Here is a 19,609-nt window from a genome sequence, read left to right as displayed (position 1 = left end):
GCTACAACAGGTCGTCCAAAACTTTCTATGGGTAATTTTTCGCGTATGTTCGAAGCAAGATTTGGCACACTGCTTGCTGAAGCTCTAACTCAACCTCATCCATACGGACGGGTTTCGGTCCTCGAGTACGGGGGCCATGCATGATCTGCAGCGAGTGACCGGCCCACTCTAGTACCGCCAATCGGGCGCTGGCGAGGCTGCGATTTTTTCGATTTCTGGCAGTTTCTTGCCCGTGTACCAGTCGTGCCTCAGCGCAACGCTGTCGGCCTTCCAGAGTCTTGGGACCCGTGGAATTACCGCCATGTAGTTTGCAAACACGCTTGCCACTAGTTGCAGGTCGTCGGCACTGTTGCTGGGTACTCTTGGCCAGCGCTTGACATTGAGTGCAGCGGATGCGCCCTCCAGCAGTTGTCATTGTCAAGTTCCTAGACATCGATTTGCATAGTAATAGGGGGGTCAAACGAGGCGACGAAAAATTAATTAACCAAGGACCTCAAGGACCGGGTTCAGTTGCTTGGGTAATGTGGTGAGCAATCTCGACTTGCGCACGCTGTCCCGGAGCACGCCAAACCTTGATTAACCCCGCCTCTTCCAATCTTGGCAGTGCGTCTCTGTAGGCGTCATCCGAGACGTTGAAAAGGTTCTGGGCCTGACGCGTCATCTTGACTTTGCCCTGTGGCTTCATGCCAGCAAGCCAGAAGAGCGCTAATGCCACATGGAACCCCTTACCCGGCAGCTTTGCTGCTGAAGAAAGCCATGACATCGGAATTGGCCCTTTGATAAACAGTCCCTCGCGTTTAGTAGCTTGGAACCCGTTAGCCGCTGAGTAATTCAACTTTACAGTCGGCACTAATCGGTCATTGGGGTACATATATATCTAAGACAAATAAATAGATTGGACGGGGAGGGGAGTAAGCCAGTGCTACCCTTGGCACTCAGCCAGTGGTTTCGTATTGGCGTGTTCGATTAAGCCCATCACCTTATTCCACATTAATTCGCCTCGCTCATCCATGAATCGGGCTGGGTACCGAATGATCTTCACATCGCTGTTTAATTCGAAGCCTCCGAGGACGGCAGCGCTTGCTTCGGCCATAAGTTTTTGAGCCTCGGCAACGGTTGCGTCGAGTACATCTAAGGTGGATTCGATCATTAATGCATCGTGCACCGGGGCGCATACTCGGATGCCGGCTTCAGTGAGGAAGATGCAAGCAAGCCGAAGCATCTCTGCGCCGTTTGCTTGCATGGGAAAGTTGCGCAAGCTTCTTGGGTTGAACGGGTGTGATGGGCGTATTTCCCAGCCAAACACAGTCCAGAGGCGACCGTTGAGCTGTGCCTCATCTACTGTTGCATCTGACCACCTCCAAAACTTTGGATAGGTGCGGCGGTGTAGTTCAAGTAATTGTCTAGCGCGGGCGACAGGTTGACCAATTCGCTGCGCCAGTGCCTCCGCCCCCATGCCATATTGAACGGCAAGAACACAAGCTTTGAACTGCTCTCGCTCAGAAGCATGTGTTTTCTTTGTTGCGTGCAACGGAACTGCACCAGCTTGCTTTGCAAATGCAAGATAAGGGTCACCACTTCTATATGCTTCTTGCATTGCAAAGTCGTCGGAAAGTGCCGCAGCTATCCCAAACTCTTGCTGGGCGTAGTCAATGTACGCTACCCCAAATCCAGGTCTTGGTTTGATGAGTGACCGCATCCAGACAGATGGGCCAAAAATAAACTTTGAGTTTGATGGTTGATTTCTGCCGGTACGCGAGGCGAAGGGTGAGAGCAAGCAGCGATTTCGGCCATCGCACCCAACGGTAAGGCTTGCAAGTCGCATTTCTGACAATGCCGACCGTAACTCTCGAATGGGTGCAACCTGTGGAAACGCCTTTGATTGCTGACGAAAAGTTTCATCATCTAGGGCGAGAGAGCCCGAATCCAATCGGGGCCACTGGATATTGTTACGTTCGAGATATGCGGCCCAAAGTGAAGCTTTGAAAGTTTGCCCATCAAACACACCGTAGTCAGAATCAATGCTCGCAATCAGCTTCTCTTTTATGACATCCCAGTTTTCTATGCATGCCCGCAAGGCCTCTGTATCAATAGGTACGCCGACTGACTGCATTCTTGCTACAGCTTTCATGTAACGACCTCGGTGTAGCGCGCGGGGCCAATCGATTTGCGAATAAAGAAATCTTAAAAGTGGGCGCATCGCATCGACATCGCTTTGGCAGTAGTCTTGGATCGCTTTTTTATCTTCAGCTTCCCAAGGCCCCCCACTCAGTACAAGCAAGCGCATTTCATCTTTTTGTGCAGACTCCATTGTGGGGAAACCATAGAACGTCAGCGCCCCCACCAAGCCGGCACCATATGGGGTCGGTTGCCCATTGGTTCGCGAGCGAAACTCTACATACAGGTCAAGTAGGTTGAGCGGCAATTCCCAACTTAGTGCTATGAAGCAATCCATCTCGGCACTAGCAAAGTAGGCAACTGTCAACGCCCCTTCCCTACAAGGGAAGGGGGCCTCTTTCATGACTTGTAATTCGTCGCCCCAATACCGCCAAACTCTCCCGGTGATGTACTCCCTGACAGCAAGACACACTGGTCTAGGTGGATTGCCTTCGCGATGATCCACGGGGTGAAACTCGAAGTCGATAAGGTAGATGCCTTTGGGGAATCGGTCAATCGCTTTCATACCTTACCCTGCAACGCTTGGATCACGGGGTGTTGGATGGTATCGATGATTTTTCCACCGAAAGCGATCTGCACGATTGCATCCATTTCCATATCTGGCCACTCGGGAGGGGGCAAATCTGCCGAAGCTACAAACAGGTCATATACGCCAGCAGTCATGTTGGCCGCAATCCGTACCCAATCCGTTTTCGACTTTTCAACGGCCATGGCTAAAGATTCGTGCCACGGGTACCTTGACCCGTTAGGACCGGGTAGCGGGACGGGAATCAAAAATGGGTTACCCCTTCTGTCCACGGCAAGATATAGAACGACCGGCTTAGCCAGTCGGCCGAGTGCATCGCCCAATGCTGGTAGAACAACATAAACGTCCCGTGAACTTTTATCTTCGTAGATCAAGCTTTCAAACTGCATTGACACGGAAGGGTGTGCCCGAAAAAATCGTTCTGCTCCGGGCTTACTCACAGGAATGTGGGTAATCAATTTCTTTACGCCCAGTGTTTCCCCAAAATTCTGGGGCAACCGTAAAGTGCTTACGTCAAATTTTGGGGTGGGTTGCAGGTCACTCATGCTGACCTCCCTTTTCTGTGCGAGAAATCAACCAGCCCTCAATGTCCCCAAGAAGCCAGCCAGCAGCTCGCCCTCCAGGGGTGATTTTGAAGGGAGCCGGAAATTTTCCGGTTTGAACCAGACCGTAAATGGTGCTGGGGGCAAGAGATACCCGTTCAGTTACCTCTTGCATACGAACTACGCGCAGTGAATTAGGTTTCGCATCCATGTTTCTTGCCCTCCTTTAAGGCTTAGCTAAACATGGGTGGGACTTTAGGTGTCCATTTCTACGGCGTCAGATTACTCTGCATATTTTTACGAAGATCAAATAAATCAAGCCACCACCTTTTTGTTCGGCGAAGACCAATCAGGTCTTCATAGGGAGTGCCGACGAGTTCGTTACAGAGAGGGCTGCTTTGGTTTTCGAGGTTGGTTTTTATCCAGTCGATTACGCGCGTAGTACTGAGCGCGGCCCTAGGGCCAAGATGTTGATTTGCTGACCAATATTCTTGGCCGATTACTGTTGATAACGCTTTGTCAGCAAGCTTAAGCAATGCTTGTGTGCGGTGCGTGCCCTGAAGAGTCGCATTCTTTGGCTTTACCTTCACTACTGTATTGTGCTTAAGCAGTCGCTGGACACGTTTTCGATTCATGTGATGCAGAATCCCGGGCAGTCCTGCGTTTGGTATCAAACGCATTTCGACAGCTACTGCAATGTCAATGAGCCCATCGGATGAGCTGGCCGTTTTTTGTCTGCCGGTTTTGGCGTTTATTTTTTTATTCACCAGAACATAGCGATCGTTTTCGGCAACTATTGGCACTTGCTTACTAGTGCCGTGCCCGAGTTGGTTTGGCCATCTGAAGTTAGTCGTCATCTTTTTTTAGTTTGCAGGGAAATGATCGATGGCGGTTGGTTGGCGGTTTCAATGTGCTGCTGCCACTGCTGCATTAATTTCGCCCGCTTTTCAAGTTGGTCCTGTCGCCTGTAAGCCGCCTCGGCCTTGTTTTTGATGGTGTGTGCAAGGGCTAATTCCAACGTTTCGTTATGAAACTGAGTGCGCTCAGAGGCCCAGTCACGGAAGCAGCTTCGCAGGCCATGTGGCGTGTAGCCCTTGAACTTCGGAAGCCGGTTGAAGACCGCCAAGAACGCACCCGTTGAAAGGTGAGGGTTCTTCTGGATCGAGTGTCCCGGGAACACGAAGTCGTTCTGCTGCGCGGCCTGCATGGTTTTCAGAATCTCTACCGCACGACTACAAAGCGGCACCCGGTGTTCTCTGCCCGCCTTCATGCGTTCAGCAGGCACCGTCCAGACCTTGGCTGCCATGTCAATTTCATCCCAGCGGGCACCGACCGCTTCGCCAGTTCTGGCTGCCGTCAGCAACATGAATTCCAGTGCCAGCGGGGCAGTGCCAGACATGGCATGCAATGCCGTAACAAACTCGTGCACTTGTGTGTAATGGATAGCAGCATGGTGTTCTACCTTCTTGATTTTCTGCGCCTTCGGGAGCAACTCGCCTAGGGCACCCTTCAGGCGCGCTGGATTCTCGCCATTGAAGTAGCCTCGGGCTTTGCACCAGTCCAACACAACTTCAATACGCTGACGCACACGCGTTGCTGTTTCCGTCTTGGTGACCCAAATAGGCTCCAAAACCTTGTATACCAAGTCAGTGGTAATCAGTTCAACCGGCTGCTTACCCAGTAACGGGCTTGCGTAGGTTGTAAGGGTATTGATCCACTGTTGCCCGTGCTTGACGTTTTTCCACTCCAGCGACTTGGTCTCTAGACATTTGCTCACGGCTTCATCAAAAGTGATACGGTGAGCGCGCGCAGCCACCGCCACAGCTCGTTGCTTGTCTCGCTCATCTTTGGGGTCTTGACCATTGAGCACCTGAAGACGGTAGTCATTTGCCAGCTTTCTGGCGTCTGCTAGTGAGCGCACTCGGGTTGAGCCCAGCCCAAGTTCCCGACGTTTTCTGGTGGTGGGAGATGTATACCGAAACACCCAGCTTCGTGTGATTCGGCTTTGACCTTTAGCCACTTGAAGGTTCAAGCCCGGACATGCGCCATCGGCGTAATAGCCGTCATGCTTTTCGCTCTCGACTTGCTTGGCAGTCAATGGTTTTGCGGCAATCCTACCCACCTATTTACCCTCCACTATGATCGAGATTTTATTGGAGCTTGCTGGATCCTGCAAGAGTTAATTACCAATGAAATGGCCTGTTTCAGAGGAAAAATAGAGCTTAATGGAGTTTGGTGAGTATGGATGCGTAAGACGTCCACTCCGCCAAAAAGCAAAAACGCACCTTCGGGTGCGTTTTTCATGGGCGTTTCATTTGCACTGTGTTTGCGACACCTTTGCAACGCCTTTGAAGTTTGGTTGCTCTAGGCTTCACACCCGCGTTTGGGGCGACATCATGCCCAGCAAATACCCCTTTAACCATCCCAGGTCGAGTGGCTTAGGCAAGAAACTTGCGTCTTTCGGAGGCCCACCTCGCTCTTGGAGTTCATCCGGACTGAGTGCCGAGTAGGTGAATATTTGAACATTCGAGTAATCTTCCTTGAGTTTGACTTGTCGAACCATTTCCCAACCATCAACCTGGGGCATCAGCAAGTCCAAAAAAAGGATGTGGGGTTTGAACAAGGGCAATTGAAGCAGGGCCTCAATGGCAGAGGCCCACGCACTGCAGTCGATTTGGGTGTGGACCGCTAGGCAAGTGTCTTGCAACATGTGCCGGGTAACGTCGTCGTCGTCGACCACCATGACCCTGAGGCGGTCGTTGATGAGCCGCTCGAGGGCGGGCAACTTTTGCTGCTGAACCTGATAGTTGTGAATGGATTCAAGTGAGATACGCCGATGGCCCCCTTCAGTGACCCAGGCGTTGAGGATGTTTTTGTCGACCAAGCTTTGGACCGTGCCGACCGAAAGCTGAAGCAGTTCAGCGGCTTTGCTGGTGCCGCAGCAAGCGGGTGTGGGGTGAGAGTCCATGCATGTCTTCTTTGGAAAGCCTCAATTTATCGCGAATGGAGTTCCTTGTCTCTTGCAGATGCATACATTGACTTTCATTTGCGCTCTTCTACGTGATGAAGCTTTCGTCTCCTTAGGGACTCTGGGGATGTTCCATTCACTCATACGGCATTAGGATGTCTTGTGCAAAATGGCGTAAGCCATTGCAAGAACAATGAATTGCCCTGTTTCGTATTCTGTTGGAGACGCACTGAATGCCCGCCCATCATGCTTTTTGGCCCAAACGTTTGCCCCATCAATTGACGGCACCGCAAACATCTTTGTGGATGAATTTGCAAATCAGTGCTTTGCGTTTTCCAAGCAAAGAGGCCTTGGTGTTCATGGGCCAAACATGGACCTATGCGCAATTCATGCACCAAGCCGAAAGCATTGCGTCCGCTCTGCGCAAGATAGGCGTCCAAAAGGGCGACCGCGTGGTGTTGGACATGCAAAACTGTCCTCAATTGGTCATCACGCACTTTGCAATTTTGCGACTCGACGCTGTTGTCGTGCCCGTCAACCCCATGAACCGCATGGAAGAGTTGAAGCATTACATTCTGGACCCTGATACCAAAGTGGCTGTGACCACGGCCGACCTGGCTTCAGAATTGGCGGCCGCCAGCAATGCCTTGGAGAAGGATCAACGACTTCATCATTTGTTGGTGACACAATTCACCGATGTTTTTGACCCTAAGGGAATGGGGCCGGACGACTTGCCCAACGCTTGGAAAGATTGGCTATGCACTGTGCATGCTTTACCAGTATTAGACGGCGGACAAGTCCATGCATGGACCGAGGCGTTGCAAACCGCCATCGACTTGGGGCCTGTGACCGCCAAGCCAGAAGATTTGGCTGTGTTGCCCTACACCAGTGGCACCACGGGTTTGCCTAAGGGTTGCATGCATACCCACGGCACCATCATGCACAACGCCATGGCCAGCGGCATTTGGGCGGCTGGTACGCCCGAGAACAAAACGCTTTGCGTGGTGCCGATGTTTCACATCACGGGCATGGTCAGTGTGATGCATTCATCGATTTACATTGGCGCCACCTTGGTCTTGATGCCTAGATGGGACCGTGATTTGGCCGGACGTCTCATTTCCAAATGGAAGATCACGCATTGGACCAACATTCCCACCATGGTGATTGATTTGTTGGGCAGCCCCAACATGGCGCAGTTTGATCTCAGCAGTTTGGTCAACATTGGCGGCGGCGGCGCCGCCATGCCCGAAGCGGTGGCGCAAAGATTGTTGGATCAGTTTGGCTTGAAATACATTGAAGGCTACGGTTTGACCGAGACCGCTGCACCTTCGCACACCAACCCTCCCGATGCGCCCAAGAAACAATGTTTGGGCATTCCTTTCATGAGTGTTGATGCGCGCGTGGTGGACCCCGAAACACTGAGGGAATTGCCGCAAGGTGAGTCGGGCGAGATTGTGATTTCGGGCCCGCAGGTTTTTAAAGGTTATTGGAAACGCCCCGAGGCCACAGCCAGTGCATTCTTTGAACGTGATGGCAAATCGTTTTTCCGATCGGGCGACATGGGCCGAATTGATGAAGAAGGTTATTTCTTCATGACCGACCGGTTGAAGCGCATGATCAATGCCAGTGGTTTCAAGGTGTGGCCTGCAGAAGTTGAAGCGCTGATGTTCAAGCATCCTGCCATCCAAGAGGCTTGCATCATTTCGACCAAGGATGCCTACCGCGGTGAGTCCGTCAAGGCCGTGGTGGTGCTGCGCAGCACGCACAAAGGGCAGGTGAGTGAGCAAGACATCATCGATTGGTGCCGTGAGACGATGGCGGTCTACAAAGTTCCGCGCGTGGTCGAGTTCATCGATGCGCTGCCCAAGAGTGGCAGTGGCAAAGTGATGTGGCGTGCCTTGCAAGAGGCTGAAATGGCCAAGGCCTGAATTTTATTTTGCCCATGTTGCGAGTCATTTTTCAATGAGTTTGAAGCTTTCTGTTTTGGATCAATCGGTGGCCATGGCGGGTCGTGGTCAAGATGCGTCCATTCGGCAAACACTGGCGTTGGCTCAGGCTGCCGAGCGTTTGGGGTACGCTCGCTTTTGGGTCAGTGAGCACCACGCGCACCCCAGCATTGTGGGCACTGCGCCTGAGATTTTGATGGCGGCCATCGCCACCCAAACGCAGCGTATTCGCATCGGCAGTGCCGGCGTCATGCTGCCGCACTACGCATCGCTCAAAGTTGCAGAACAGTTCAGGGTGCTCGATGCGTTGGCACCCGGCCGCATCGATTTGGGCGTTGGCCGTGCGCCAGGCAGTGATGGCAAAACCGCACAGTTGCTCAATCCCGATCGCTACGCCAGCGAAAATTTTCCGCAGCAAGTAATGGAACTCCAAGCCTGGGTGAAGGGGCAGCCCTTGCCTGTGGGTCATCCGGGGCATGGTGTCTTTGCCTATCCGCAATCGGCCACCTCGCCAGACATTTGGATGTTGGGCAGTTCGGATTACGGCGCGCAGTTGGCAGCTCATTTGGGTTTGCCATACGCATTTGCTTGGTTCATCACTGACGGGCAAGGTGCCGAGCAAGCTTTGCACATGTACCGTGAGACCTTCCGGCCCAGCGCCAGTTTGGACAAGCCCAAGGCCACTTTGTGTGTTTGGGCTTTGGCGGCGGATACCGATGAACAAGCTTGGCATTTGTTCAAAAGCCGTGCGCGCTGGCGCATGGACCGCAACTTGGGTCGCATTGGTCCTATGTTGCCCCCAGATCAAGCCGAGCGTGACTATTCGCCCGCTGAGCAGATGGCCTTGGACGCGTTGAAGGCCAATGCCTTGGTAGGCAGTGCCGCTACAGTCAGCAACAAGCTGCGTGCATTGGCCGACAGACTGGCATTGGACGAATTGGTGGTGATCACGTGGACCCACGACCCTCAAGCACAGCTGCACTCTTACGCGTTGTTGGCGCAAGAATTTAATTTAAAACCGTGAATTTTCAGGAGCACATGAATGTTTGAAACCGCAATTGCAGGCAGTTTGCCGAAACCCGAATGGTTGGCCGAAACCAACAAACTTTGGCCTAAATGGATGGCCGAAGGCGACAGCCTGAAGCAAGCCAAGGCCGATGCCACGCTGCTGTGGATCAAAGCGCAAGAAGACGCAGGTCTGGACGTTGTGGGCGATGGCGAGCAATCGCGACAACACTTTGTGCATGGCTTCTTGGAGCAGGTCGAAGGCATTGACTTTGAAAACAAAGTGACCATGGGCATTCGCAACAATCGCTATGACGCGCAAGTGCCGCAAGTGATTGCCCCGCTGAGATTGAAAGGCCGTGTGCACGCATTTGAAGCGCAACTGGCACGTGCCCACACCCAGAAAAAATTGAAGTTCACCTTGCCTGGCCCCATGACCATTGTGGACACCGTGGCCGATCGTTTTTACGGTGACAAAGTGAAGATGGCCATGGCCTTTGCAGAACTGTTGAACCAAGAAGCATTAGCCCTGCAAGCTGATGGCGTGGACATCGTTCAGTTTGACGAACCTGCTTTCAATGTGTACATGGAAGAAGCCGCCGATTGGGGTGTGAAAGCTTTGGAGCGCGCGGCGCAGGGCCTGACTTGCACCACGGCTGTTCACATTTGCTACGGCTATGGCATCCAGGCCAACATCGATTGGAAAAACTCATTGGGCCACGAGTGGCGTCAGTACGAAAAAGTTTTCCCCGCCTTGGCCAAGAGCAGCATTGATCAAGTGAGCTTGGAGTGCTTCCACTCGCATGTGCCTATGGATTTGATGGCTTTGCTGGAAGGCAAAGACGTCATGGTGGGTGTGATTGATGTGGCCAGCGATGTGGTGGAGACGCCGGAAGAAGTGGCAGACACCATTGGCCGCGCACTTCAGTTTGTGCCCAAAGCGCGCATTATTCCTTGCACCAATTGTGGCTTGGCACCCATGAGCCGTGAAGTGGCTGAGAAAAAATTGCAAGCCCTGGCCGAAGGGGCACGCATTGCGCGTGAGCGTTATCGCTGAAATTCAATCAGCATGCTGCAACAAAAAAGGCCATCTTTCGATGGCCTTTTTCTTGCGTGAACGCTTTGAAATTACATGCGTTCAAAAATAGCGGCAATGCCTTGACCGCCGCCAATGCACATGGTCACCAAGGCGTAGCGACCGTTGACGCGCTGCAACTCGTGTAAAGCTTTGACGGTAATCAGCGCGCCTGTGGCACCAATGGGGTGACCCAAAGAAATGCCAGAGCCATTGGGGTTGACCTTGGCAGGGTCCAAGCCCAAGTCGCGTGTGACGGCGCAGGCTTGCGCAGCAAAGGCTTCGTTGGCTTCAATCACGTCCAAATCATTGACTGTGAGGCCCGCTTTTTTCAAAGCCAACTGTGTTGCGGGTACAGGGCCAATGCCCATGTACTTGGGGTCAACGCCGGCGTGTGCGTAGGCCACCAAACGTGCCAACGGCTTGGCGCCGCGTGCTTTGGCAGCACCTGCCTCCATCAACACCACTGCCGCTGCAGCGTCGTTGATGCCCGATGCGTTGCCTGCAGTCACGGTACCGTTTTCTTTGACGAACACGGGCTTGAGTTTGGCCAACTCTTCCACGGTGCAGCCAGGTCGGAAGTGTTCGTCGGTGTCATAGGCCACTTCCCCTTTGCGTGTTTTGAGCATGACCGGCATGATTTGGTCTTTGAAGTAGCCCGCTTGCGTGGCGCGCTCTGCGCGGTTGTGACTTTCAACGGCCAACTTGTCTTGGTCTTCGCGGGTGATGCCCCACTTGGCGGCAATGTTCTCGGCCGTCACGCCCATGTGAATGGTGTGGAAAGGGTCGTGCAAGGCGCCAACCATCATGTCGATCATTTTGGTATCGCCCATGCGCGCACCAAAGCGTGTGGCCAGACTGGCATAAGGCGCACGGCTCATGTTTTCGGCGCCACCACCAATGGCCACATCGGCGTCGCCCAACAAAATGGACTGGCTGGCTGAAATGATGGCTTGCAAGCCAGAACCGCACAGGCGGTTCACATTGAATGCGGGGGTGCCTTCTGCGCAGCCACCGTTGATGGCCGCAACGCGCGACAAGTACATGTCTTTGGGCTCGGTGTTGACCACATGGCCGAACACCACATGACCCACATCTTTGCCATCGGTGTTGGCGCGCTTCAGCGCTTCGCGCACCACTTGTGCGCCCAATTCTGTGGGGGCAATGTCTTTCAGGCTGCCACCAAAAGTACCAATGGCGGTGCGAACACCGCTGACAACAACAACTTCACGACTCATCTCAGTCTCCTTTGAATTGAATGGGGATCAGCCTCAAAGTTTGCCCATTCAAGGCTACAGGGGGCTGACACGGGGGGTACGTGTTCAAGCGTCGCGCACGTCGCTAACAGGCTGGCTGCCAAAGTCGGGTCGCGCCATGTAATCGAGGATTCGCTTGGCGGCATCGGCTGGCGATGTGAGCATGCCCGTCGCTTTGAGCTGCTGGAAACCGTTTTGATCTGGGAAGTTTTCAGGGGCAGCGCCCCGCAATTGCACTTGCATATCCGTGTCAATCACGCCCGGGGCCAAAGAGGTGACTTTGGCGCCATTGGGCTTGAGGGCTTCGTCCAGCGCCAAGCAACGGGTGAAATGGTCCATGCCGGCCTTGGCAGCGCAGTAGCCGGCTTGCGAGGCCATGGCGCGGCGGCCAAGACCGGAGGAAATGTTGACCACCTTGCGGGGGACAGGCCAATTTTCAGTGGCGCCTAAAAACGCTGCACACAATTGCATCGGTGCTTCTAAACCCACGCGCAATGCCATGGCCAAATTGTGAGGATCGGCTTGACTGAGGGGCCCAATATGCGGAATGACTCCCGCATTGTTGATCAGTGTGGCACTTTGAAAAGCTTGAACGGTTTGTTTCTCAAGCCAAGCTTTCAGCGCCAAACTGGCCGTGGCGCCATCGGCCAAGTCATGGGTCCATTGCGCTAGGTGCGCGCCCGTCTGTTGGGCCTTGGCTGTCAAGCTGGCTTGTTGATTGCGAGAGATGCAAATGAGGGTGTTGCCAGCTTGCAGCAATTGTTCTGCAATGGCCAAGCCCATGCCGCGAGAGCCACCCGTGAGGATGTAGAGATGTTGTTTCATGTTGAAAAAGCCTTGTTAGAACGGAACGGCCATTTCAAATGATAGCCATTCTTGTGTGAGTGGGTGATGGAACTGCAATTGGCGTGCATGCAGCAGCAGCCTTGGGGCGCGTGCACAAACTTCGGGGCTGGCGTAAAGCGTATCCCCCAAAATGGCATGACCCAAGGCCATCATGTGCAAACGCAATTGATGTGTTCGACCGGTGATGGGATGAAGTTCGAGACGTGTTGCACCTTCGATCACCGGGCCGGCTTTGCGACGCCAATGGGTCTGACTGGGTTTGCCGTGCGTCCAATCGACTTTGCTTTTAGGGCGGTTGGGCCAATCGATCAAGAGGGGCAATTGAATGTCCTGCCAGCCTTCTGGTGAAGTTGCATTGGACAGATCCTCGGGTGGGCTGCCATCGACCACGGCTTCGTACATTTTGTGCACCTTGCGCTCTGCAAAGGCATGGCTAAGCATGCGCTGCACCTCGGGCCCGCGCGCCACCACCACCAGTCCTGAGGTGGCCATGTCCAGCCGGTGAACTGTAAGGGCATCGGGCCACACACTTTGAGCACGGGCGATCAGGCAGTCTTGCTTGTCGTCACCGCGTCCCGGCACGCTCAGAAGACCCGAGGGTTTGTTGAGCACCGCCAAATGCGCATCGGAATAGACCACATCGAGGTTCATGCCTCAAAGATAACGCCAAAAAGTGCCATTTGCAGCCGCGAAAGCCTTTGAATTTTGAAGGCGGGTCAGATCAGGCGACAATCTAGGGTTTTCTGACTCACCCATTGACCGCTATGTCTGATTTTGAAGTTCGATTTGCCACCAAGAATGAAGCCGCCGCCGTGGCGCAATTGCATTGGATTGCCAGCCGTGCAGCTTACGCTGGGCAGGTGCCCGAGGCACATTGGGACGCCACACCCATGGCCAAGCGTGTGTCCTATTGGAAGGAGGCGATCGAGTACGGCGAACCTCAAGTGATGGTGGCGCTGGAAGGCGGCAGCATTGTGGGCTTTGTCGGTTTTGACCGCTCGCGCGATCCCAAATCCAAAAACACCATGGGTGAGATTTGGGCTATTTACGCAGATCCTGATCGTTTGGGTGAGGGCGTCGGCTTGGCGCTTTGGGATGCCGCCCGCGAAGGGCTGCTGGACGAAGATTGTACCGATGTCAGCATCTGGGTGCCTTTGCTGAACGAGCGTACGGTGCGCTTCCATGAATTGGCCGGCTTCAAGCGCGAGATGAACACTGCACGTACCGTTCCGATTGGCGGCGTGAAGGTGGAAGAAGTGCGCATGAAGCGTTCTTTGGCTTAAACCAGCCATCGCGCTTGAGTTAAGTCACGTCAAAAGCAGCAAGCAGCATGAGAATCCTGTTGGCGCCGATGGAAGGGCTGTTGGACCACAGCCTTCGCGATACGCTGACGCGTGTGGGCGGCATTGACTTGTGCGTGTCTGAATTCATCCGTGTCACGGATGCCGTTCTCCCCAAGCGTGCGTTTTACCGAGTTGTGCCTGAACTGCTCAACAACGGAAAAACAGTGGCGGGTGTCCCCGTTAAAGCGCAACTGCTGGGCTCAGATCCACAGGTGTTGGCTGAGAACGCAGCGCGTTTGGCCAAACTTCATCCTGCGGGCATCGATTTGAATTTTGGTTGTCCTGCCAAAACAGTCAATCGGCATCGGGGTGGGGCGGTGTTGTTGGACGAGCCCGAACTGATTGGCCAAATTGTGGCTGCAGTGCGCCGCGCTGTGCCCGCCAATGTGCCGGTGTCTGCCAAGATGCGTTTGGGTTTCAACGACGATTCCCGCGCCGAAGATTGTGCACAAGCCATTGAAGGCGCAGGTGCGGATGAGTTGGTGGTGCATGCGCGGACCAAGGCCCATGGTTACAGGCCCCCTGCGTATTGGGATCGCATTGCGGATGTGCGTCAGTGCGTCAAATTGCCCATGGTGGCCAATGGTGAAATTTGGACCGTGGCTGATGCCGTGCGTTGCCGAGAAGTGACCGGTTGCCAAGATTTAATGATTGGTCGCGGCATGATCAACAACCCTGGCTTGGCGTTAGAGATCAAGTACCACGATGCGCAAACGAAGGGACTGACATTGGCCAACATGCCGCAGTCGTTTTCTTGGGAACAGCTGTGGCCTTTGCTCAGTGTTTTCTGGCATCGAATGAGTTTGCATGTGGCGCCGCGCCATCGCGCGGGCCGTTTAAAGCAGTGGCTCAATTATTTGCGCAGGCACTATCCAGAAGCACAACAAGCGTTTGACACACTTCGATTGGTTCATGATCCCAAAGTGATGCAGGCTTGGTTGCAGCAGTCGCCTGCGACCCACGCTTCAGTCAGTGCGGCTGCAAGTGAAGCCGCCATCTCGTATGAATCTGCTGAAGCGCTCAAGACGCTCGTTGCGCTTTAACTTCAGTCAACAATTCTTGTAAATGGATCAACAACTGCGCGCTGGCGTTCAGCGCGGCCGATTGTTCTTCCTGAAGTTGAATGCGTTTACAAAGTGTTTCGGTTTGGACAATTTCAGCCACCAACTGATCATGGCAAAACACAGGTGCAAAGCCTTTGAGTTGGTGCCAAATTTTTTGAAGATGTGAAAAATCCTGGCTTTCAATGGCGGCGGCGATGCTTGGCACTTCTGTTTCCAGCGTGCTTTCTAGCGTGCCTAGCAGTTGCTGGGCATTGCTGGGGTCCCCCAGATAGTCAATGGCCTTGGCCATGGACAAAAAAACAGCTTGGCTCATAGGGGGCCGTGCAACAAAGCTTCCAAACCACCATCGGGTTCAAAACGTTTGTTTCGATATTGCAGTCGGGTTGGACCCGGCAGGGCTTTGTGGGCAACAGGGTGCCGTGGGTCGCCTGGATAGCAGATCACGCGCATACCGTCTTGGTCAAATGGCTCGGGCATGATGACGGGCGGTTTGCGTTGGGCGGCCTCTGTCATGACATGCTCTACGGAGTTGAACAAGCACAAATGCGAGAGGCTCATGATTTGCGGGGGCGCCAACACAATCTCTCCTTGCCAATATTGAACAAGGGCATTGCGCGGTGTGGTCCACAAAATTTCAGTGGTTTCATGGTTGTCGTGAACAGCTGTTTGCGCAAGCGGTGCCCGCGCTAAAAAGAAGCGCGTATCAAAGCGCTTGGACATCAAGGAAGGCATGCGCGGTGTAATCCAACGTGACCAGGCTTGCAGGTCGGTTGCTTGAATTTGCAGTCCGCATTCCTCGCGGGCTTCACGCAGCGCAGCGACAAACAAACTGGCTGCATGATCCATGCTGATATCGGATTCTCCCAATTGCGCATGCAAGCTGGCTGCATCTTTTTGCAATGCGGCCAAAGCCGTTGGCGAGCCATCTGCTTCGTCACGTTTTCCACCTGGAAACACAAAGGCACCACCCAAGTCTTTGGAGTCTGTGTGCCTTTTCAGTAGCAAAACCTCCATGCCCTTCTCGCCTTCGCGCAGCATGAGCACAGTGGCTGCGTCGCGGGGTGGGGTGTCAACGATGTGCGAGGTGATTTCCATAGGGGTCCATACTTTGCGGTCCATTGTCTCCATGCGGACAACTGTCAATCTGGTAACACTTGCCATGGAGGCCATGGTTTAAAGTGACATCATCACAAGGCTATCAGATTGAGGAATCCAAATGAGCATTGATTTTCACGGACGTGTCGCCATTGTCACAGGTGCTGGCGGTGGATTGGGCAAACAACACGCTCTGGCTTTGGCCAAACGAGGTGCCAAGGTGCTGGTGAACGACCTGGGTGGCAACGTTCATGGCGAGGGTGGCTCGGTCAGTGCGGCGCAGGCCGTGGTGGACGAAATTATCAAAGCGGGAGGCGAGGCCATTGCCAATGGTGCTTCTGTGACCGACTACGAAGCCGTGCAGGGCATGGTCAAGCAGGCCATGGACAAGTGGGGGCGTGTGGACATTTTGGTCAACAACGCTGGCATCTTGCGGGACAAAAGCTTTTCCAAAATGGACATCGCCGATTTTCGGTTGGTGATGGAAGTGCACGTAATGGGCGCCGTGCATTGCACCAAAGCAGTTTGGCCCATCATGCAAGCGCAAAACTATGGCCGTGTCATCATGACCACGTCTTCCAGCGGTTTGTATGGCAACTTTGGCCAGTCCAATTATGGTGCTGCCAAGATGGCCTTGGCCGGCATGATGCAAACCTTGTCCATCGAGGGTGAGAAGTACAACATTCGTGTCAACTCCTTAGCGCCCACTGCGGCCACGCGCATGACAGAAGGTCTGATGCCAGAAGCCGTGCTCAAAGCCTTGGAGCCACAAGCCGTTGTGCCTGCCATGCTGGTGATGGCATGCGAAGATGCGCCCAATCGCACCATCATGTGTGCCGGTGCTGGCAGCTTTGAAGTGGCCAACATCACGCTCACGCAAGGCGTGCATTTGGGTGTGTCAGACGACACACCAGAACAATTGTTGGCGGCCATGTCTCAGGTGACTGACCGTACGGGTGAATTGGTGCCTGGTTCGGGTTCGGGGCAGGGATCATTGGAAGTGGGCAAGGCCATGGCCGCCCACAAAAGCTAAATCGTTAGCACCACGGGCGTGTGGTCACTGGGTCGCTCATTTTTGCGCGGCACTTTGTCGATCACACACGCAGTGGCTTGTGCTTTCAAAGCATCGGTCACCAAAATGTGATCGATTCGCAGGCCTCTGTTTCTGCGGAAACCAAAGTCGCGGTAGTCCCACCAGCTGTAGCTTTTCTCGGGTTGTTCAAACAACCTGAAGCTGTCGTGCAAGCCCAAGCCAATCAGGCCATTCAAGTGCGCACGCTCTTCGGGTGTGCAATGAATGGTGCCTGCCAAGGCCACAGGATCCCATACATCTAAATCGTCAAAGGTGATGTTGTAGTCGCCCATGAGTGCCAGCTTGGGGTGCCGGGCCATCTCTTGCTTGACCCATGTTTTGAGGGCCTCTAGCCAACGCATTTTGTAAACAAATTTGTCGCTGTCAGGTGCTTGGCCATTTGGAAAATAACCCCCAATCACGCGCACATCGCCAAAGGTGCCTGCAATGATGCGCGACATGTCATCTTCAAAGCCTGGAATGTTTTTGACCACATCCACCGCAGGTGTGCGAGAAATGAGTGCCACGCCGTTGTAGGTTTTTTGACCAAACCACTGTGCGTGATAGCCGGCATCGGTAAAGGCTTGATGCGGAAACTTGTCGTCCGTCATCTTCAACTCTTGCAAAGCCAACACATCAATGGCTTGGTCTGCGCCCAAGGCTTCTTGTGCTTTGAGCCAATCAATCACCTGCGGCAAGCGCACGGTGAGAGAGTTGACATTCCAGGTGGCAATTTTCATATTTTTAAATGTGCAGCATGGCCAATGCGCCAATGGCAACGCCCACTGCGCCCATGCCATACATCGCCACTTCGAGCCATTTTTTTCGCGTCATGAGAGCAATGGCGGCCATGGCAATGGCCACTTGCAGCGCGGTGGTGGCTTGGGCCCAGCGATGGTGCAAATGCATTTCGTTTTCAGACTTGTCGTCCCAAGCTTTGGCTTCGGCTTCTAATTTTTCTGCGCCTTGTTTGATCTCAGCTTTTTCAGATTTGTAGCGTTTGATTTCGTCTTGGTAAAACTCTTTTTTGGCAGCGGGTGCCAGTTCAATGGCCAGCTCGCTCAAGTTTTGTTTAGAGCTCTTGGCTTGGTAGTAGTTCCATTGATTAGAAGCTTCTGTCTTTTTGATGGCTGCATTGTTCTTGAACAGGCCTGCATTGGCTTGGGTGGCGCCGCCCATGTAAGAGAAGATGGCGCCCACGGTGGCAATGATGGCGGTGAACATGGCAATCGAGTTGGTGTGACTGCCGCCTTGCTCTGCATGACCTTGCGTAGCGTGTTCAATTTCGTGATCGTGAGGACCGTGGACGTGAAAGCCGTGACCTGACATGGGTGCTTGCTCCAAAAGTTCAGAGGGTTTGACGATAAGTGACAAAGCTGTATTTCAAGCCTGTCGTAGAAACATGAGATTCGCGTGACACTTCGTGCCAAGTGGCGCCGAGTGTGGGTGCAAAGGCATCGCCTTCGAAGGTAGCGTCAATTTCAGTGACCACCGCTTCTTCTGCGATGCTGGCAGCTTGTGCATAAATTTCTGCGCCGCCCATCACCCACAAATCTTTGCCTTCTGGGCAGTGCGCCAAAGCCAAGCTCAAACCTTCTTCCAAAGAATGAACCACCAAAGCGCCTTCAGCGTGCCAATTGAGTTGGCGTGTGATGACCAAGTTGGCGCGACCAGGCAGCGGTCTGAATTTGGCAGGGATGGATTCCCAAGTTTTGCGTCCCATCAACACGGGGCAGCCGAGTGTGGTGCGTTTGAAATGTGCCAAATCTTCTGGCAAGTGCCAAGGCATTTGGTTGTTGAGGCCAATGACACCGTTGGCCGCGCGCGCATAAATCAGCTTGAGTTTCATCAAACCGCCACGGGTGCTTTGATGGCTTCGTGACATTGATAGTCAAGCACTTCAAAGTCTTCGTATTGGTAGTCAAAAATCGAAGCCGGTTTGCGCTTGATGTTCAAGGAGGGGTAAGGGAATGGTTTGCGGCTCAGTTGCAAAGCCACTTGGTCTTTGTGATTGCTGTAAATGTGGCAATCGCCACCTGTCCAAATGAAATCGCCAACGTCCAAATCACATTGCTGCGCCACCATGTGCGTGAGCAACGCGTAACTGGCAATGTTGAAGGGCACACCCAAGAAGATGTCGGCGCTGCGTTGATACAACTGACAGCTCAGTTTGCCTTTGCCACCGGGTGTTTGCGCGGGGGCTACATAAAACTGAAAGAAGGCATGGCAAGGCATGAGCGCCATCTTGGACAACTCAGCCACGTTCCATGCGCTCACAATGATGCGGCGTGAATCGGGGTTGGTTTTGAGGGTGCGAATCACCTCTTCGATTTGGTCAATGTGGCCGCCATCGGGGGTGGGCCAACTGCGCCATTGCACGCCGTAAACGGGACCTAGATCGCCGTCTTCCCGTGCCCATTCATCCCAAATGGTGACACCGCGTTCGCGCAACCAATTGTTGTTGCTAGAGCCCGTGAGAAACCACAAGAGCTCTTGGATGATGGAGCGCAAGTGTACTTTTTTGGTGGTGACCAGTGGAAAGCCTTCGTTCAAATCAAAGCGCATTTGGTGGCCGAAGACACTGGTGGTCCCTGTGCCGGTGCGATCAGCCTTGAAAACGCCGTGCTCGTTCACATGGCGCATGAAATCTTCGTATTGCGAGCGGATAGGACGTGAGGTCATGGGCAGGTCAT

The 19,609-nt window shown here is 53.7% G+C and carries 23 protein-coding genes; 6 read left to right on the top strand and 17 right to left on the bottom strand.

The features are described from left to right. Window positions 1-25: 25 nt before the first annotated feature. From L103DPR2_RS14560 to L103DPR2_RS11450, 8 genes are all read right to left on the bottom strand, one after another. Window positions 26-415 carry an HGGxSTG domain-containing protein gene (locus L103DPR2_RS14560; RefSeq protein WP_442915079.1) on the bottom strand — a complete coding sequence of 130 codons (390 nt, stop codon included), beginning with the start codon at window positions 413-415 and terminating at the stop codon, window positions 26-28. Window positions 416-493: 78 nt separating this feature from the next. Continuing rightward, window positions 494-871, bottom strand: a complete 378-nt coding sequence (locus L103DPR2_RS14415; protein WP_055361209.1) for a hypothetical protein — start codon at window positions 869-871, stop codon at window positions 494-496. A 51-nt stretch (window positions 872-922) separates the two neighbouring features. Beyond that, complete coding sequence (locus L103DPR2_RS11475; RefSeq protein ID WP_055361208.1) at window positions 923-2,683, bottom strand: DNA polymerase; 1,761 nt, start codon at window positions 2,681-2,683, stop codon at window positions 923-925. Further along, complete coding sequence (locus L103DPR2_RS11470; RefSeq protein ID WP_055361207.1) at window positions 2,680-3,249, bottom strand: hypothetical protein; 570 nt, start codon at window positions 3,247-3,249, stop codon at window positions 2,680-2,682. Before L103DPR2_RS11470 ends, L103DPR2_RS11475 begins: the two co-directional genes overlap by 4 nt. After that, window positions 3,242-3,421: an AlpA family phage regulatory protein gene (locus L103DPR2_RS14555; protein WP_055361206.1), complete on the bottom strand. Its 180-nt coding sequence runs from the start codon at window positions 3,419-3,421 to the stop codon at window positions 3,242-3,244. Before L103DPR2_RS14555 ends, L103DPR2_RS11470 begins: the two co-directional genes overlap by 8 nt. Window positions 3,422-3,515: 94 nt before the next feature. Further along, window positions 3,516-4,103, bottom strand: coding sequence for a hypothetical protein (locus L103DPR2_RS11460; RefSeq protein ID WP_055361205.1), 588 nt, complete (start codon window positions 4,101-4,103; stop codon window positions 3,516-3,518). Then, window positions 4,100-5,344: a tyrosine-type recombinase/integrase gene (locus L103DPR2_RS11455; protein ID WP_055361204.1), complete on the bottom strand. Its 1,245-nt coding sequence runs from the start codon at window positions 5,342-5,344 to the stop codon at window positions 4,100-4,102. The genes L103DPR2_RS11460 and L103DPR2_RS11455 overlap by 4 nt, the downstream gene beginning before the upstream one ends. Before the next feature lie 273 nt (window positions 5,345-5,617). Beyond that, the gene (locus L103DPR2_RS11450) at window positions 5,618-6,214 is read right to left on the bottom strand and encodes a response regulator (RefSeq protein WP_055361203.1); all 597 of its coding nucleotides are present in this window, start codon (window positions 6,212-6,214) and stop codon (window positions 5,618-5,620) included. A gap of 233 nt (window positions 6,215-6,447) precedes the next feature. Between L103DPR2_RS11450 and L103DPR2_RS11445 the strand changes: the two genes are divergently transcribed. The 3 genes from L103DPR2_RS11445 to L103DPR2_RS11435 are packed head-to-tail and all read left to right on the top strand — an operon-like array spanning window position 6,448 to window position 10,222. Then, entirely contained in the window at window positions 6,448-8,142 is a 1,695-nt protein-coding gene (locus L103DPR2_RS11445; protein WP_055361202.1) for a long-chain fatty acid--CoA ligase, read from the top strand. A gap of 40 nt (window positions 8,143-8,182) precedes the next feature. Beyond that, a complete protein-coding gene (locus L103DPR2_RS11440; RefSeq protein ID WP_055362008.1) occupies window positions 8,183-9,184 on the top strand; it encodes an LLM class flavin-dependent oxidoreductase in 1,002 nt (333 codons plus the stop codon). Window positions 9,185-9,202: 18 nt separating this feature from the next. Then, window positions 9,203-10,222: a methionine synthase gene (locus L103DPR2_RS11435; RefSeq protein WP_055361201.1), complete on the top strand. Its 1,020-nt coding sequence runs from the start codon at window positions 9,203-9,205 to the stop codon at window positions 10,220-10,222. 71 nt (window positions 10,223-10,293) lie between these two features. Here L103DPR2_RS11435 and bktB read toward each other — a convergent pair whose 3' ends face one another. The 3 genes from bktB to L103DPR2_RS11420 form a co-directional block, all read right to left on the bottom strand. Continuing rightward, entirely contained in the window at window positions 10,294-11,478 is a 1,185-nt protein-coding gene (bktB, locus tag L103DPR2_RS11430) for a beta-ketothiolase BktB (protein ID WP_055361200.1), read from the bottom strand. Window positions 11,479-11,562: 84 nt separating this feature from the next. After that, window positions 11,563-12,321: an SDR family NAD(P)-dependent oxidoreductase gene (locus L103DPR2_RS11425; protein ID WP_055361199.1), complete on the bottom strand. Its 759-nt coding sequence runs from the start codon at window positions 12,319-12,321 to the stop codon at window positions 11,563-11,565. A 15-nt stretch (window positions 12,322-12,336) separates the two neighbouring features. After that, a complete protein-coding gene (locus L103DPR2_RS11420) occupies window positions 12,337-12,993 on the bottom strand; it encodes an RluA family pseudouridine synthase (protein ID WP_055361198.1) in 657 nt (218 codons plus the stop codon). A 113-nt stretch (window positions 12,994-13,106) separates the two neighbouring features. Between L103DPR2_RS11420 and L103DPR2_RS11415 the strand changes: the two genes are divergently transcribed. Both L103DPR2_RS11415 and L103DPR2_RS11410 read left to right on the top strand, forming a co-directional pair. Further along, the gene (locus tag L103DPR2_RS11415) at window positions 13,107-13,625 is read left to right on the top strand and encodes a GNAT family N-acetyltransferase (RefSeq protein ID WP_055361197.1); all 519 of its coding nucleotides are present in this window, start codon (window positions 13,107-13,109) and stop codon (window positions 13,623-13,625) included. A 47-nt stretch (window positions 13,626-13,672) separates the two neighbouring features. Further along, entirely contained in the window at window positions 13,673-14,728 is a 1,056-nt protein-coding gene (locus tag L103DPR2_RS11410) for a tRNA dihydrouridine synthase (RefSeq protein ID WP_055361196.1), read from the top strand. Here the strand turns inward: L103DPR2_RS11410 and L103DPR2_RS11405 are convergent. Further along, window positions 14,706-15,062 (bottom strand): Hpt domain-containing protein, encoded by a 357-nt coding sequence (locus tag L103DPR2_RS11405; RefSeq protein ID WP_055361195.1) that lies wholly within the window; start codon window positions 15,060-15,062, stop codon window positions 14,706-14,708. The genes L103DPR2_RS11410 and L103DPR2_RS11405 overlap by 23 nt on opposite strands. Then, window positions 15,059-15,910 carry an NUDIX hydrolase gene (locus tag L103DPR2_RS11400; RefSeq protein ID WP_231717636.1) on the bottom strand — a complete coding sequence of 284 codons (852 nt, stop codon included), beginning with the start codon at window positions 15,908-15,910 and terminating at the stop codon, window positions 15,059-15,061. The genes L103DPR2_RS11405 and L103DPR2_RS11400 overlap by 4 nt, the downstream gene beginning before the upstream one ends. 55 nt (window positions 15,911-15,965) lie before the next feature. On the opposite strand from L103DPR2_RS11400, the gene L103DPR2_RS11395 reads away from it, so the two are divergent. After that, the gene (locus tag L103DPR2_RS11395) at window positions 15,966-16,877 is read left to right on the top strand and encodes an SDR family NAD(P)-dependent oxidoreductase (RefSeq protein ID WP_055361194.1); all 912 of its coding nucleotides are present in this window, start codon (window positions 15,966-15,968) and stop codon (window positions 16,875-16,877) included. Here L103DPR2_RS11395 and xth read toward each other — a convergent pair. From xth to L103DPR2_RS11375, 4 genes are read right to left on the bottom strand one after another with little or no spacing between them, the layout of a single operon-like run. Beyond that, window positions 16,874-17,656, bottom strand: coding sequence for an exodeoxyribonuclease III (gene xth, locus L103DPR2_RS11390; protein WP_055361193.1), 783 nt, complete (start codon window positions 17,654-17,656; stop codon window positions 16,874-16,876). The genes L103DPR2_RS11395 and xth overlap by 4 nt on opposite strands. Window positions 17,657-17,660: 4 nt before the next feature. Continuing rightward, complete coding sequence (locus L103DPR2_RS11385; protein ID WP_055362006.1) at window positions 17,661-18,245, bottom strand: DUF4337 domain-containing protein; 585 nt, start codon at window positions 18,243-18,245, stop codon at window positions 17,661-17,663. Window positions 18,246-18,264: 19 nt separating this feature from the next. Further along, window positions 18,265-18,765, bottom strand: coding sequence for a dihydrofolate reductase (locus L103DPR2_RS11380; RefSeq protein ID WP_055362005.1), 501 nt, complete (start codon window positions 18,763-18,765; stop codon window positions 18,265-18,267). After that, a complete protein-coding gene (locus L103DPR2_RS11375) occupies window positions 18,765-19,598 on the bottom strand; it encodes a thymidylate synthase (protein ID WP_055361192.1) in 834 nt (277 codons plus the stop codon). The genes L103DPR2_RS11380 and L103DPR2_RS11375 overlap by 1 nt, the downstream gene beginning before the upstream one ends. Between the last annotated feature and the right edge of the window lie 11 nt (window positions 19,599-19,609).

Origin of the sequence: Limnohabitans sp. 103DPR2, from assembly GCF_001412575.1 — a bacterium.
Classification (GTDB): Bacteria; Pseudomonadota; Gammaproteobacteria; order Burkholderiales; family Burkholderiaceae_C; genus Limnohabitans_A.
The sequence above is the reverse complement of the archived record's forward strand: the minus strand, read 5'-3'. Positions and strand labels throughout refer to the sequence as shown.